Annotated in this window: 12 protein-coding genes; 10 read left to right on the forward strand and 2 right to left on the reverse strand. The window is 65.2% G+C overall.

Annotated features, from left to right (window positions below; all coding sequences use genetic code 11):
- The first annotated feature begins 79 nt into the window (after positions 1 to 79).
- The 5 genes from WDB71_RS14515 (at position 80) to WDB71_RS14535 (ending at position 5,635) form a co-directional block, all read left to right on the forward strand.
- Entirely contained in the window at positions 80 to 727 is a 648-nt protein-coding gene (locus WDB71_RS14515; RefSeq protein WP_341502313.1) for a DUF2959 domain-containing protein, read from the forward strand.
- 113 nt (positions 728 to 840) lie between these two features.
- Positions 841 to 3,627, forward strand: coding sequence for a pitrilysin family protein (locus WDB71_RS14520; protein ID WP_341502314.1), 2,787 nt, complete (start codon positions 841 to 843; stop codon positions 3,625 to 3,627).
- Between the two features lie 106 nt (positions 3,628 to 3,733).
- Positions 3,734 to 4,267 carry a DUF2799 domain-containing protein gene (locus WDB71_RS14525; RefSeq protein WP_341502315.1) on the forward strand — a complete coding sequence of 178 codons (534 nt, stop codon included), beginning with the start codon at positions 3,734 to 3,736 and terminating at the stop codon, positions 4,265 to 4,267.
- 109 nt (positions 4,268 to 4,376) lie between these two features.
- Positions 4,377 to 4,889, forward strand: coding sequence for a DUF2799 domain-containing protein (locus WDB71_RS14530; protein ID WP_341502316.1), 513 nt, complete (start codon positions 4,377 to 4,379; stop codon positions 4,887 to 4,889).
- 197 nt (positions 4,890 to 5,086) lie between these two features.
- Complete coding sequence (locus tag WDB71_RS14535; RefSeq protein ID WP_341502317.1) at positions 5,087 to 5,635, forward strand: DUF2799 domain-containing protein; 549 nt, start codon at positions 5,087 to 5,089, stop codon at positions 5,633 to 5,635.
- Positions 5,636 to 5,680: 45 nt separating this feature from the next.
- Here the strand turns inward: WDB71_RS14535 and WDB71_RS14540 are convergent, their stop codons facing one another.
- Entirely contained in the window at positions 5,681 to 7,105 is a 1,425-nt protein-coding gene (locus tag WDB71_RS14540) for a leucyl aminopeptidase family protein (RefSeq protein WP_341502318.1), read from the reverse strand.
- Positions 7,106 to 7,349: 244 nt separating this feature from the next.
- Here WDB71_RS14540 and WDB71_RS14545 point away from each other — a divergent pair, with 244 nt between their 5' ends.
- Positions 7,350 to 9,404, forward strand: a complete 2,055-nt coding sequence (locus WDB71_RS14545) for a TonB-dependent siderophore receptor (RefSeq protein WP_341502319.1) — start codon at positions 7,350 to 7,352, stop codon at positions 9,402 to 9,404.
- A 40-nt stretch (positions 9,405 to 9,444) separates the two neighbouring features.
- Here WDB71_RS14545 and WDB71_RS14550 read toward each other — a convergent pair whose 3' ends face one another.
- Positions 9,445 to 10,866, reverse strand: a complete 1,422-nt coding sequence (locus WDB71_RS14550) for an endonuclease/exonuclease/phosphatase family protein (RefSeq protein WP_341502320.1) — start codon at positions 10,864 to 10,866, stop codon at positions 9,445 to 9,447.
- 181 nt (positions 10,867 to 11,047) lie between these two features.
- Between WDB71_RS14550 and WDB71_RS14555 the strand changes: the two genes are divergently transcribed.
- The 4 genes from WDB71_RS14555 to WDB71_RS14570 all read left to right on the forward strand — a co-directional run bounded on the left by WDB71_RS14555 (position 11,048) and on the right by WDB71_RS14570 (position 13,621).
- Complete coding sequence (locus WDB71_RS14555) at positions 11,048 to 11,671, forward strand: hypothetical protein (RefSeq protein WP_341502321.1); 624 nt, start codon at positions 11,048 to 11,050, stop codon at positions 11,669 to 11,671.
- A 41-nt stretch (positions 11,672 to 11,712) separates the two neighbouring features.
- The gene (locus WDB71_RS14560; RefSeq protein ID WP_341502322.1) at positions 11,713 to 11,949 is read left to right on the forward strand and encodes a hypothetical protein; all 237 of its coding nucleotides are present in this window, start codon (positions 11,713 to 11,715) and stop codon (positions 11,947 to 11,949) included.
- Between the two features lie 96 nt (positions 11,950 to 12,045).
- Positions 12,046 to 12,420, forward strand: a complete 375-nt coding sequence (locus WDB71_RS14565) for a BlaI/MecI/CopY family transcriptional regulator (protein WP_341502323.1) — start codon at positions 12,046 to 12,048, stop codon at positions 12,418 to 12,420.
- Positions 12,413 to 13,621 (forward strand): M56 family metallopeptidase, encoded by a 1,209-nt coding sequence (locus tag WDB71_RS14570; RefSeq protein ID WP_341502324.1) that lies wholly within the window; start codon positions 12,413 to 12,415, stop codon positions 13,619 to 13,621. The genes WDB71_RS14565 and WDB71_RS14570 overlap by 8 nt, the downstream gene beginning before the upstream one ends.
- Positions 13,622 to 13,674: the final 53 nt, after the last annotated feature.

Raw genomic sequence — 13,674 nt, forward strand, 5'->3', positions numbered from 1 at the left:
AACTGGGCTCATGTTGCTTATGGGTGTCCTGACTCTTACTCTATCACCAATCACTCGGAATAAAGGAAAGTCCCTGAAGATGCGCGCCTTTTTACTGACATTTGCCCTGTCCCTGCCGTTGCTGCTGGGGGGCTGCCAAAGTGCCTACTACGCCACCATGGAAAAGGTCGGCATCCACAAGCGCGACATCCTGGCCGACAGGGTCGAGTCCGCCTCCGAGGCCCAGCAGGATGCCCAGCAGCAGTTCAAGTCCGCCCTGGAGCACTTCCGGGCCGTGGTCAAGGTGGACGCCGGCGAGCTGGAAGAACGCTATGACGAACTGAGCAGCGAGTTCGAACTCAGCGAGGCGGCCGCCGAGGATGTCCGCAACCGCATCGACGCCGTCGAAGACGTGGCCGAGGCCCTGTTCGAGGAATGGCAGGACGAGCTGGACCAGTACAGCTCTGCCAGCCTCAAGGCCGCCTCCGCCCGCACCCTGCGCGACACCCAGAAGCGCTACCAGCGCCTGCTGCGGGCCATGCGCCGGGCCGAGGCCAAGATGGATCCGGTGCTGGACAAGTTCCGCGACCAGGTGCTCTTTCTCAAGCACAACCTCAACGCCCGGGCCATAGGCGCCCTCAGGGGCGAGCTGCGCGGCATCGAACAACAGGTCAACCGCCTGGTAAGTGAGATGAACGCCTCCATCCGCGAATCCGAACAGTTCGTGGCCAGCCTGGAACAGAATTGATCACAACTGTTCACCTTTTGTTACATTTGCACCAGGCCCGGACGTTTCCCGTTCGGGCCTGTTTTTTTGTACCTTTGAACAGATTTTAATAACCAGTGACCAGGGAGAGTCCCATGCGCCTGATGCGTACCCTTACCGCCGTCGCCGTATCCGCGGCCCTGCTGGGCGGCTGCACCATGTCAGCCCAGACCGAAAGCCAAGCCCCCGCCGCCAATGTGGCGGCCCAGCAACTGCCCGAGCTGAAGATCCCCTATGAGGTCTTCACCCTGGATAACGGCCTGACCGTGGTGGTCCATGAGGATCGCAAGGCCCCCATAGTGGCCGTCAACGTCTGGTACGGCGTCGGCTCCAAGGATGAAAAGCCCGGCAAGACCGGCTTCGCCCACCTGTTCGAGCACCTGATGTTCAACGGCAGCGAAAACTACGACGACGAATACTTCGGTCCCTTCGAAAAGGCCGGTGCCACCGACATGAACGGCACCACCAACAACGACCGTACCAACTACTTCCAGAACGTACCCACCCCGGCCCTGGACATGGCACTGTGGATGGAATCCGACCGCATGGGCCACCTGCTGGGCGCCGTCACCCAGGCCAAGCTGGACGAGCAGCGCGGCGTGGTGCAGAACGAAAAGCGCCAGGGCGAATCCCAGCCCTATGGCCGGGTCTGGGGTGTGCTGGCCGAGAACAGCTTCCCCAAGGGTCACCCCTACTCCTGGTCGGTGATCGGCTCCATGGACGATCTCAACGCCGCCTCCCTAGATGACGTGCACCAGTGGTTCAAGGACTACTACGGCGCCGCCAACGCCGTGCTGGTGCTGGCCGGCGACATCGACGCCAAGACCGCCCGCGCCAAGGCCGAGCAATACTTCGGCGACATCCCCGCCGGCAAGCCGCTGAAGAAGCTGGACGCCTGGGTCGCCAAGCGCACCGGCACCAAGCGCCTGACCATGGAAGACCATGTCCCGGCGGCCCGCATCTACAAGGCCTGGAACACCGCCCAGATGGGCACGGCCGACTCCGAATACATGAACCTGCTCAGCGACGTGCTGACCATGGGCAAGAGCTCCCGCCTCTACAAGCGCCTGGTGCAGGATGAGCAGGTCGCCTCTTCCGTGGCCTCCTTCAACTACGAACGCAAGCTGGCCGGCCAGCTGATCATCATCGCCGACGCCAAGGCCGGCGTGTCCCTGGACACCCTGGACAGGATCATCGACGAGGAGCTGGCCAAACTGATGGCCGAGGGCCCCACCCAGGACGAGCTTGACCGCATCCGCTTCAGCACCGCCGCCAACTTCGTGCGCGGCGCCGAGCGCATCGGCGGCTTCGGCGGCAAGTCCGACATCCTGGCCTCCGGCATGGTCTACCACGGCGATCCCGGCTACTTCGACAAGCAGATGGACATCTTCGCCAAGGCCACCCCGGCCGACATCAAGGCGGCCATGAACCGTTGGCTGGACGACGGCCAGCTGATCATGGAGGTCACCCCCCAGCCCAAGTACCAGGTCGCCGAGGCCGGTGCCGACCGCAGCAAGCTGCCGACCGTGGGCAAGCTGCCGACCCTGGATCTGCCCGAGCTGACCAGCTTCACCCTCAGCAACGGCCTGGAAGTGGCCGTCGCCGAACGCCACGACACCCCCAACGTGGAAATGCAGCTGGTCTTTGACGCCGGCTATGCCGCCGACCAGGGCGCCAAGCCCGGCACCGCCAGCTTCGCCATGGCCATGCTGGCCGAGGGCACCAAGAACATGACCTCGGTGGAACTGTCCGAGGCCATGCAGAAGCTGGGTACCAACTGGGGCAGCAACGCCAGCCTGGACAACGCCACCCTCAGCCTGGACAGCCTGACCGCCAACCTGGATCAGTCCCTGGCCCTGTTCAGCGACGTGCTGCAGAACCCGGCCTTCGACCAGGAGGAAATGGACAAGCTGCGCTCCCGCTGGCTGGAAGGCATCCGCAAGGAAAAGGCCAGGCCCATGTCCATGGCCCTGCGGGTACTGCCGCCGCTGCTGTTCGGTGAAGAGCACGGCTATGGCGTGCCCCTGACCGGCTCCGGCACCGAGGCGTCCGTCAACGCCCTGACCCGCGACGACCTGGTCAACTTCCACCAGACCTGGCTGCGCCCGGACAATGCCCGCCTGGTCATCGTCGGCGACACCAAGGTCGAAACCATCAAGCCGCTGCTGGAGCAGCACCTGGCCAACTGGCAGGCCCCGGCCACGCCCAAGCCGGTGAAGAAGCTGGCCAAGGTGGCCCCGCCCAAGAAGGCCAAGGTCTACCTGATCAACCAGCCCGGCACCCCCCAGTCCACCATCATCGCCGGCCAGCTGGCCCCGTCCGGTACCTCCGAACAGGCCGAGCTGATCAACGTGATGAACACCATACTGGGTGGCACCTTCACCAGCCGCCTGAACATGAACCTGCGCGAGGACAAGCACTGGTCCTACGGTGCCCGCTCCATGTGGCTGGACGCCAAGGCCCAGGGCCTGTACCTGGCCTATGCCCCGGTGCAGACCGACAAGACCAAGGAATCCATCCAGGAGATCCTCAAGGAGTTCCGCGGCTATATCGGCAAAAAGCCCGCCACCGCCGAGGAGCTGGCCAAGGTCAAGGCCAACAAGACCGCCAAGCTGCCCGGTGCCTACGAGACCAAGGGCTCGCTGCTGGGCTCCCTGGTAGAGACCCTGGACAAGGGCAAGGACGTGCAGTGGCTGGAAAGCTACGGCCAGCGCGTCAACAACATCGCCCTGGATCAGGTGCGCATCAACGCCAAGGAGGTGCTCACCCCCGAGGCCTTCACCTGGGTCATCGTCGGCGATCTGGAGCAGATCGAAGACAAGGTCCGCAGCCTGAAGCTGGGCGAGGTGATCAAGCTGGACGAAAACGGCAACCGCATCTGAGCCAGAACGCGGTAGACAAAGGGGCGCTGCGGCGCCCCTTTTTTGTCAGCCCTGATTCAGCCAGCCGGATTAACCTCTGGTTAAGGACATAACGAATAAGCACAAGATGATGAAAAATTTGCTGATCCTGGCCACCCTGCTGGCCCTGCTGAACGGCTGCTCGCTGAGCCCACAGGAATGCGCCACCATGGACTGGCGCTGGCGCGGCGAGGCCGACGGCGCCGCCGGCCACCTGGCCAGACCCAGCCACTGGCAGGCCCAGTGCAGTGAACACGGCTACCGGATCGACGACCAGGCCTACTACCTGGGCTGGCAGCAGGGCAACGGCCGCTACTGTGAACCCGGCAACGGCTTCCTGGTGGGCCGGCGCGGCGAAGCCTACTCCGGCGCCTGCCAGGGCGAGGTGGCGGAACGCTTCCTGGCCCAGTACGAGCGCGGCTACCGGATCTACCAGGAGGAACAGCGCCTCGCCTACCTGCGGGATCGCATCCACGACATCGAGCACCGCATCCACGAGATCGGCGGCGAGCTGCGCCGGGACGAGCTGGACAGGGAAGCTCGGCGCGAGCTGCGCCACGAACGCCGGCGCCTGGAAGACGAGCTGGCCGAGCTGCGCCACGCCCTGCTCTTCCACGACTGACCAGCCGATCACAAGCCGTTCACAAAATCGACAAGAGTCTGATATGTTTAGGGAACTGGTCATGAGACCAGCCCAGGGACCGGCTCTGGGAGGACAAAGGAGCACGACAATGAAGCATGGACTGTTGATCACCACCGCCCTCATCATTGGCCTGAGCGGCTGTTCCATCAGCCCCCAGGATGGCGTTGCCATGGACGGGCAGGCCAAAGGTCTGGCCGATGGCACCCAGGGCCTGGTGGCCCAAAGCGATAGCGCCGCCTACCTGCAGGGCTGGCAGCGTGGCAATGCCGAGTATTGCCAGCCTGAAAACGGCTACCAGGTGGGCAAGCTGGGCCAGGAGTACCAGGGCAGCTGCCAGGGCGACTTGGCGGCCGAGTTCCTGGCCCGATACCAGGACGGCCACAAGCAATACCTGCACAACCGCATTCGCCATGTAGAAAGTCAGCTCCACGGGATCCGTCTGGAGCTGACCAAGAAGGCCACCACCCAGCAACGCTTCGTCAAGGACGAATTCAAGCGGGAGCAGGCCGGCAACAACAGCCTGAAGCCCCTGCAAATGGACATGCATCGCCTGGAGAAGGAGCTGAAAGCGCTGCGCCACACCCTGCAGAGCTACGGCTAGCCGTAGTCACGGCTAGAAAAGCCCGGCATGGCCGGGCTTTTTCGTTATTGCAGCAGGCCGACCTCAGTCGCGCCCTGCTTTTCCATCACCGGGCGCTCACAGGCCGTTCACAAATACGGCAAACATCTGATATGTTAAGGAAAGTTGGCAAAAGCGCGGCCCAGGGACAGGCGCTTGGGCGACAAAGGAGCACGACAATGAAGCACGGATTGCTGATCACCACCCTCATCATTGGCCTGGGCGGCTGTGCCATGAGCCCGGAGTATTGCGCCACCTTGGACTGGCAAACTCAGGGTGAAGCCGATGGTGCCGACGGCCTCCCGGCACGGCCTGGGCACTGGCTGAACCAATGTTCAGCGCAAGACGCCGAAGCAAGCGAACGGGCTTACCTGCTGGGCTGGGCAGCGGGCAATGCCAACTACTGCCAGCCGGATAACGGCTATAAGGTTGGCCGCAAGGGCCGTGAATATCTGGGCGTTTGCCAGGATGATTCCGCGGATGAGTTCCTCAGCCGCTATCGGGATGGCCACAGCACCTACCTGGGCTTTCGCATCCGCCAGCTAAGAGCCCAAATCAACCAGATCAACGAGGAATTCACGAAGAAGTACAACACCAGGCAGCCCTTCCAAAACGACCAGTTCAAGAAGACGCAGGGCACCAACAGTTGGCAAGGCGTTCGCATGAACAGGGAACGCTTGAAAAAAGAGCTGGCCAGGCTGGAAACGACCCTGGAAAGTTACAACTAAGCTTACGATTCCCATAAAAAAGCCCGGCCAAGCCGGGCTTTTTCGTTATTGCAGCAGGCCGCCCTCGTCCAGCAGAGCGTGGACGCTGTAGCGCACCCCGAAGCCGGTGGTGTCGCCGGCCACCTGGGCCAGGCCGCCCTTGTGCTCGGCGGCGCTGAGATCCATGTGCACCCAGGGCACCCCGTCTTCCACGAAGCGGCTCAGGAAGCGGGCGGCGTCGATATGATCGCAGCTGGAGCCGGGGGCGCACTGCTTGACGTCGGCCACGTCGGACTTGATGTTGTCGTCATAGTCCTGGTCCAGGGGGAAGGGCCAGACCCGCTCGCCGGCCTCGCGGCCCAGGCGGATGAGGTCTTCCCGCCAGCCGTCCCGGTTGCAGAACACGCCGCTCTGGGCGGTACCCAGGGCGCGGATGCAGGAGCCGGTGAGGGTGGCGTAATCCATGACCAGGGCCGGCTTCTCGCGGCTGGCCAGGGTCAGGGTGTCGGCCAGCACCATGCGGCCCTCGGCGTCGGTGTCCACCACCTCGATGCGGGTGCCGTTCATGGCGGTGACCAGGTCATTGGCCTTGTAGGCCTTGGGGCCGATGTGGTTCTCGGCCAGGGCCAGCCAGCAGTCCAGCTCCAGCTCGGCGCCCAGGCGGCTCAGGGCCAGCAGGGTGCCCAGGGCCACGGCGCTGCCGCCCATGTCGCCGTGCATGCCGTACATGTGGCCGGAGATCTTCAGGTTGTAGCCGCCGGTGTCATAGCACAGGCCCTTGCCCACCAGCGCCACCTTGCGCCCGGCGTTGGCGCCCTTGTAGCGCAGCCGCACTATGGCCGCCTCGTCGTTGTCGGAGCCCCGCACCACGGCCAGGAAGGCGCCGGCGCCCAGGCCGGCCAGCTTGGTCTGGTCGTAGACCTCCATCTGCCAGCCGTTTTCCCGGGCGAACTCGCTGAGCCAGTGCCGGTAGGTGGCCGGGGTCAGCTCGGAGCCCGGCAGCTCGGACAGATAGCGGGCCAGGCCGTTGCCCTCGGCCTCGGCCAGCAGGCGCCGGCCGTCCACCTCGGTGCCGCTGACCAGGAAGCGCTTGATGACGTGCCTGGCCTTGGCGTCCTTCTTGAAGCTGGGCATCTGCACCTGGGCCGCCAGCAGGGCGGCCAGGGCCGCTTCCGCCAGGGCCCTGGCCTCGTCGGCCTCGAAGCCGCTGACCACCACCTTGAGGCTGGCCAGCTGCCAGTCGGCAAAGACGCCGGCCCAGGCGCGGGCAGCGCTCAGCCGCTCGAAGGCGCTCAAGCCGGCCTTGGGATGGGCCACCAGGGTCGGCACCTGGTCCACCACCAGCCACTGCTTGGCCTCGGGCGCGCAGCCCTTGATGGCGGCCAGGCCGGCCAGCTCGGGAGCGGCGGCCTCGCTGCACAGGTGCAGCACGGCGTCGGCGGCGCCGTCTTCATGGCGGATCTCGATGCTGGGAAAACGGAACATCTGCATGGAATTTTCCTGTTACGACAAATGCTTCCCAGTATAGCGCCGGGCCCGTGCCGTGACACCAGGCCCTCGATAGCGCCGTCATGACCGTTCAGCGCCCTGCCGCAGCAGATGCATCAGCACCGGCGCCAGCAGCAGGCCGAGCTGGATCGACTGAAACCTTGATCTGGCACAGGCCCGCCTGTTGCAAAACAGCATTGAGAACCATTATCATTCGCGCGTTTTCACATTGCCTTAAGGATCTGTCATGGCGCGCTTTCCCCTTTCCCCCCTGATGCTGGCCCTGCTGGCCGGCCCGGCCCTGGCCACCCCGGACGAAACCGAAACCATCGAAGTGCGCGGCGAATGGCTGGGCGACTCCCGGGCCGAAGAGGTCAAGACCTACCCCGGCAACAGATCCGTCATCGACGGCGAGCAGCTTGAGCGCAGCGGCGTGCGCAGCCTGGACGCGGCCCTGCAGCAGGTTCCCGGCGTCAAGGTGCTGGACGAAACCGGCACCGGCGTGCTGCCGTCCATCGCCATCCGCGGCCTCAACGACTCCCGTTCCGGCCGCACCCAGGTGCTGCTGGACGGCGTACCCCTGGCCATGGCCCCCTACGGCCAGTTGGGCCTGTCGCTGTTCCCGGTGACCCTGCAGGCCATAGAGCGCATCGACGTGGTCCGGGGCGGCGCCGCCGTCCAGTACGGCCCCAACAACGTCGGCGGCGTGGTGAACCTGGTCAGCAGGCCCATCAACGACGAGCTGCTGCTGAGCCAGAAGACCACCTTCTTCGGCCACGGCAACAACCTCTGGGACAGCTACCTCAAGGCCGGCCAGACCTTCGACGGCGGCCACGGCCTGCAGCTGGAAGGCAACCTGGTCCAGGGCGACGGCTTCCGTGACCACAGCGACACCGACATCCAGAACTGGCTGCTCAAGGGCCGCCTGGACGGCGGCGAGCTGGGCCTGCTCAGCGCCAGCTTCCAGTACTACGACGCCGAGGTGGAGCTACCCGGCGCCCTGTCGGTGGACGCCTACGAGGCCGATCCCAGCCAGTCCCAGCGCGAGCTGGACAGGTTCATCGGCGACACCCAGAGATGGACCCTGAAATACCAGAAGCAGCTGAACGCCTTCGGTCCCTTCGACTTCGGCGAGTTCAGCTGGGTGAACTTCGGCCAGAACAGCGATCGGGAATTCCGGTTCGGCTTCAACACCAACGCCGGCGAGACCTGGGATCCGGCCAAGCCCGAAAACGCCCTGCGCTCCTCGCCGCGCTCCTTCACCACCTGGGGCTCGGAGCCGCGCCTGAGCGGCTATATCGGTGGCGATGAACTCAACCAGCAATGGACCCTGGGCCTGCGCCACGTCAGCGAAGACATCAGCTACCTGTCCGATCAGCTGCTGCTGGCCGACCAGAGCTACAAGGTGAACCGGGACTGGCGCTTCGACGACAAGGCCTGGGCGGTCTACCTGTCCAACAGCCTGATGCTGCTGGATGACCGCCTGGTGATCACCCCGGGGGTGCGCTTCGAGAAGGTGACCATGGACTACAGCGACCTGGTGTCCGGCAAGGGCCAGCGCAACGAGAGCCGCGAATGGCTGCCGGGCCTGACCATCGGCCTCGAGGCCAGCGACGACTGGTTCTGGTACGCCAACGCCCAGAAGTCCCTGCGTCCGCCCCAGATCACCCAGATCACCCGGGAAGGGGACGTGGCCGCCGAGCTGAGCTGGAACTACGAGACCGGCCTGCGCTACCACCCCAGCGCCGCCAGCAGCCTGAGCCTGGGCCTGTACCGCATCGACTACGAGGATCAGGTGGAATTCGACCGCACCAGCTCCACCTTCAAGAATCTGGGCCAAACCCGTCACCAGGGTCTGGAGCTGGAAGGCTACTGGCAGCTGGGCGAGCTGCACCTGCACGGCGGCTACGCCTACCTGGATGCCGAGCAGCGCAGCGGCACCAACCAGGGCAAGCGGGTGCCCTTCGCCTCCCGGCACCAGCTGCTGTGGGACGCCAGCTACAGCCTGGACAGCGCCACCCTGGTCCTGTCCGGCTACTACTACAGCAAGGCCTACAGCGACGCCGCCAACAGCGAGGCGGAAAACGCCATCGCCTCGGTGGGCGCCCTGCCCTCCTACACGGTCTGGAACCTGGCCCTGAGCCAAGAGCTGAACCTGGCCGGCCGGGCGCTGACCCTGAGCCTGGCGGTGAACAACCTGTTCGACAAGGAATATTACTTCCGCGGCATCGACGTCAGCCCCTGGGGCCGCCAGAGCGCCCCGGGCCGGGCGGTCACCGCCGGCATCAAGTTGGCCCTGTAAGGGCACTACGACAAGGCGCCCCTGGGGGCGCCTTTTTCGTTCAGGGGCGCTCGATGTCCAGCACCGCATCCACCCGGTGCGAGCCGCCCAGGCGGTGATAGAGGCGCAGCTGGATGTCGTCGTTGGCCAGGAAGGCCGCCGGCACAGTGATGCTGAGCCGCAGCTTGTCCTCGCCGGTGACCGGCACCGGGATCCAGCCGCCGCTGTAGTCGCCGGGGCCGGCCTCGAAGGTACTGGCGTAGAGGTAGTAGCTCTGGGCGTCACTGAGCAGCTCGGCATGCTCGACATCGACGGTCAGCTGCAGGCCCTGCTCGTCCTCCCGGGACTCCACCAGCACCAGCTCCGGGTTCAGCACCAGGCCTTCGCTGAGCTGCTTCTTGCCAGCCTTGATACGGAAGCTGGCCAGGTACCAGAGGTGATCGGAGGGGAAGTCATGGCGGCCATAACGGGGCTCACCGTCCTGAACCAGGCGGCCCACATGGGGATCCCGTTGCCAGTCCAGATCCTGCTCGTAGCCGAAATAGGTGTGGAAGCGGGGCCCGACCCAGGCCACGCTGTCCAGGCGCAGAGCCTTGGCATCCCTGTTGTAGTAGATGAAATCGATCCTGTCCCTGTCGTCCAGGCCGCGGCCGCATTCGCGCTGGTAGGACGGTCCCTGGGTCCAGCTGTCCTCCAGGCGGAAGGGCCAGCTGATGCCGGGATGGCTGACCGGATCCGGATAGAGGGCACGGTAGCTGTCGGTGAAGCCGGCCTGGCGAACGATGCGGTGGCTGGAAAAATCGTAGCTGACGTTCTTGTGGTCGAAGAGATCCGCCGTGGCCGCCGTCCAGTCGCTGCCCGTGGGTTCGTTGAAGTCACCGCCGATGATCACCGGCGCCCGCTTGTCGACCAGGGGTGCCAGGGCCTTCACCATCAGCCTGGCCTGGCGGGGCCGCAACGAGCTTTCGTTGGCCGCCTCGAGCTGCTCATCGCTGTAGGGCTGGCAGCCGGGCAGGGCCTGCCAGCTGGTGCCGTTACCGCCGCGGGCGAAATAGGCGGTGTAGCGGGTGTAGTCCAGGTGGTTGTTCCACAGCGTCACCAGGCGGCCGTGGACGTCGATGACGGCGCCGAGCTGGCCGCCGGGGGCCTCCGCCCCCAGATCGAATGTCTTCACTATGGGGTACCTGGACAGTATCCCCATGGAGCCCAGGTGCTGTGGCCCCTGCCAGTAATGCATGCCCAGGGCCTTGGCCAGTCGAGCCGTGGCGCCGTCCGCCTCCTGGGCCAGGATCACGTCCGCATCCAGGTGGCGCAGCTCTGCCAGCCCCTGGCGGAAGTAGTGGGGCTTGACGGCCAGATCGTGCCAGAGGTTGGCACTGAGCACCTTGAGGGTACGCTCCTGGCCGCCCTGGTTGGCCTGCTCCGGTTTGGCGTGGGCCGTACTCCCCAGGGCAACGGCCAGCAACAGCGGTAAGCTTTTCATGCTCTTCCTTCTCTTCGTTTTAAACAGCCTGCCAAGCTAGAAAGCAGCCGTGACAGAACCATGAAGAGAAAATGAAACAAGGCGAAGCGAAGGCGCAGTGGGACGGGCCGCAGGAAAATTGACCGCAGGGGACGCCCTGGCCTAGGGTAGGCCAAAAAACGATGCAAAGACGACGGTGCCCATGTTGCTGCTGATCCCCCTCACCCTGGGACTCTTGCTTGCCACCCTGATCTGGCGCCAGCGGCTGCGCGGGCGCCGCGCCGCCTTTATCGACGACTACCGCTTCCCGCCCAATATCGTCCACAAGGTCAGGGACAGGTACCCGCACCTGGACGACGGCCAGCTCGAACTGGTCATGGAGGGGCTGCGCCACTACCTGCACCTGTGCCACGGCGCCGGGCGGCGCATGGTGGCCATGCCATCCCAGGCTGTGGATCTGGCCTGGCACGAATTCATCCTCTACACCCGCAACTACCAGCACTTCTGCCGCCGGGCCCTGGGTCGCTTCCTGCACCACACCCCGGCCGAGGCCATGCAGAGCCCCACCAGCGCCCAGGACGGCATCAAGACCGCCTGGCGGCTGGCCTGCCACCGCGAGGGCCTGGATCCCAAGGCGCCGAGCCGGCTGCCGCTGTTGTTCGCCCTGGACGCCGAGCTGGCCATAGAAGACGGTTTCCACTACCAGCTGGATTGCCGCCGCCATCCCGGCGGCGGCTATTGCGCCAGCCATATCGGCTGCGGTGGCGACGGCGGCAGCAGTTGTGGCGGCGACAGTGGCTGCGGCGGAGGCTGTGGCGGCGATTGAGCCGGTCTACTATCTCTAGACAGCCTTGTGGAGGGGTAGCCATGAACATCGACAAGATCCTCGAAGATCCCAGCCGCCGTTTCGAATCACCGGAAGCCGTCTGCGACGAAGAGGGCCTGACCCTGGAGCAGAAGATCCATATCCTGCGCCAATGGGAGTACGACGCCAGGGAGCTGGCCGTGGCCGAGGAGGAGAACATGGCCGGGGGCCCCGACTCCCGGCTGGATCGGATCCTGGCCGCCATACGCCGCCTGGAAAAGGAGCTGGGCCAGGGCTGAGCCCCCTCGGCACCACGGCCTGGAAATATCCCTTGCCCTTTTCGATTACAGGCGTAATCTGAATGTATTACATCCGTAATCGAAAGGGGAACCGTGGTGGCCGACATCAGCAATGCCGAATTCGAGGTACTGGAAGCACTCTGGGAAGGCGCCCCCGCCTCTGCCAACGAGGTGGTGGCGAGGCTGAGCCAGAAGAAACCCTGGCACGAGAAGACCGTCAAGACCCTGCTCAACCGCCTGGTCAAGAAGGCAGCCATAGGTTTCGAGAAGGACCAGCGCCGCTATCTCTACTATCCCCTGATCGCCCGCGAGGACTACACCAGGCGGGAAAGCCGCACCCTGGTGGAGCGACTGTTCGGCGGCCGCCTCAGCCCCCTGGTGGCCGGCTTCGCCAGGGAGAAGGCGCTGAGCCGGGACGACATCGACGAACTCAAGGCCCTGATCAAGGACTGGGAGCAGCGCCATGACTGACTGGCTGCTGGCCCAGAGCCTGCCCCTGAGCCTGGTCCTGGCCGGCCTGTTGCTGGCCCATTCGCGCCTGCTCGGGCTCATCGGCGCCCGCGCCCTCTACGGGCTCTGGTCGCTGGCGCCCCTGCTGCTGTCGCTGTCGCTGCTGCCCCTGGAAAGCACCGGCAGCCTGCCGCTGCAGCAGTACCTGGTGGTGGCCCAGGGGGCCATGACCACCCGGGCGGCGGCCGCCGGCGACTGGTTGCACCTGGCCTGGCTGGCCGGCGCCCTGCTGTTGGGCAACTACTGGCTGCTGAGCCACTGGCACTTCCGGCAACAACTGGCAGCCACGCCCTGCCGGCAGCGACTGGCCGACCTGCCGAGCGGGCTGCGGCTCAAGGAAAGCCGGGCCCTGGCTGGCCCCGTGCTCAGTGGCCTGTTCCGGCCCACCCTGGTGCTGCCCGCCGACTTCCAGTCCCGCTACAGCCGCGCCCAGCAGGCACTGGTGATCCGCCACGAACTGTGCCATTTCCGCCGCGGCGATCTGTACTGGAACCTGCTGGCCCTGGCGGTGCTGCTGCTGTTCTGGTTCAACCCCCTTTGCTGGCTGGCCTACCGGCGCTACCGCCGGGACCAGGAGCTGGCCTGCGATGAAGCAGTACTGGCCCAGGAGGGCAAGGAAGGACGCCTTGACTATGGCAGGGCGCTGATAACCAGTCTGGAGGACGCCCGGGCCCCGGCCTTGGCCCACCTCCACTACGCATCCAAGGAAACCATGATGGAACGACTCAAGCAACTGAAGAACAACAACAACCAAGCCAAGTGGAAGGGCCTGGCCGCCCTGGCCCTGGGGCTGACCCTGGTCTCCGGCCTCAGCCAGGCCGCCATGAGCAAGGCCGATGGCATCCAGGCCGCACCCAAGCCCCAGTACCGCATCGAGCCCAAGTACCCGGTGGCCGCCGCCAAGGCCGGCACCGAAGGCTCGGTGGTGCTGGCCATCGACATCCAGCCGGACGGCAAGGTCACCAACGCCAAGGTGCTCAAATCCGTGCCGGCCGGCACCTTCGACCAGGCCGCCCTGGCCGCCGTGAAAAAGTGGCAATACCAGCCCAGCGCCAAGGGCCAAAAGGGCGTGCAGCTGCAGCTGGACTTCGCCATGGGCCCGGACAGCCAGCACGAAAACCTGGTCGGCAAGGACAAGGAAAGGATCCGGGTCAAGAAGTAACAGCCAAGACCACCCTGGTACAAAAAACGGCGCCAAGGCGCCGTTTTTTCACC

The sequence above is a fragment of the Gallaecimonas sp. GXIMD4217 genome (assembly GCF_038087665.1).
Lineage (GTDB): Bacteria > Pseudomonadota > Gammaproteobacteria > Enterobacterales > Gallaecimonadaceae > Gallaecimonas.

Excerpts from the sequence above, each read along its gene's own strand:
- WDB71_RS14550 (WP_341502320.1), bottom strand. The coding sequence starts at position 10,866 with ATGAAAAGCTTACCGCTGTTGCTGGCCGTTGCCCTGGGGAGTACGGCC.
- WDB71_RS14530 (WP_341502316.1), top strand. The coding sequence starts at position 4,377 with ATGAAGCATGGACTGTTGATCACCACCGCCCTCATCATTGGCCTGAGC.
- WDB71_RS14520 (WP_341502314.1), top strand. The coding sequence starts at position 841 with ATGCGCCTGATGCGTACCCTTACCGCCGTCGCCGTATCCGCGGCCCTG.
- WDB71_RS14555 (WP_341502321.1), top strand. The coding sequence starts at position 11,048 with ATGTTGCTGCTGATCCCCCTCACCCTGGGACTCTTGCTTGCCACCCTG.
- WDB71_RS14545 (WP_341502319.1), top strand. The coding sequence starts at position 7,350 with ATGGCGCGCTTTCCCCTTTCCCCCCTGATGCTGGCCCTGCTGGCCGGC.
- WDB71_RS14570 (WP_341502324.1), top strand. The coding sequence starts at position 12,413 with ATGACTGACTGGCTGCTGGCCCAGAGCCTGCCCCTGAGCCTGGTCCTG.
- WDB71_RS14540 (WP_341502318.1), bottom strand. The coding sequence starts at position 7,105 with ATGCAGATGTTCCGTTTTCCCAGCATCGAGATCCGCCATGAAGACGGC.
- WDB71_RS14515 (WP_341502313.1), top strand. The coding sequence starts at position 80 with ATGCGCGCCTTTTTACTGACATTTGCCCTGTCCCTGCCGTTGCTGCTG.
- WDB71_RS14525 (WP_341502315.1), top strand. The coding sequence starts at position 3,734 with ATGATGAAAAATTTGCTGATCCTGGCCACCCTGCTGGCCCTGCTGAAC.
- WDB71_RS14535 (WP_341502317.1), top strand. The coding sequence starts at position 5,087 with ATGAAGCACGGATTGCTGATCACCACCCTCATCATTGGCCTGGGCGGC.
- WDB71_RS14560 (WP_341502322.1), top strand. The coding sequence starts at position 11,713 with ATGAACATCGACAAGATCCTCGAAGATCCCAGCCGCCGTTTCGAATCA.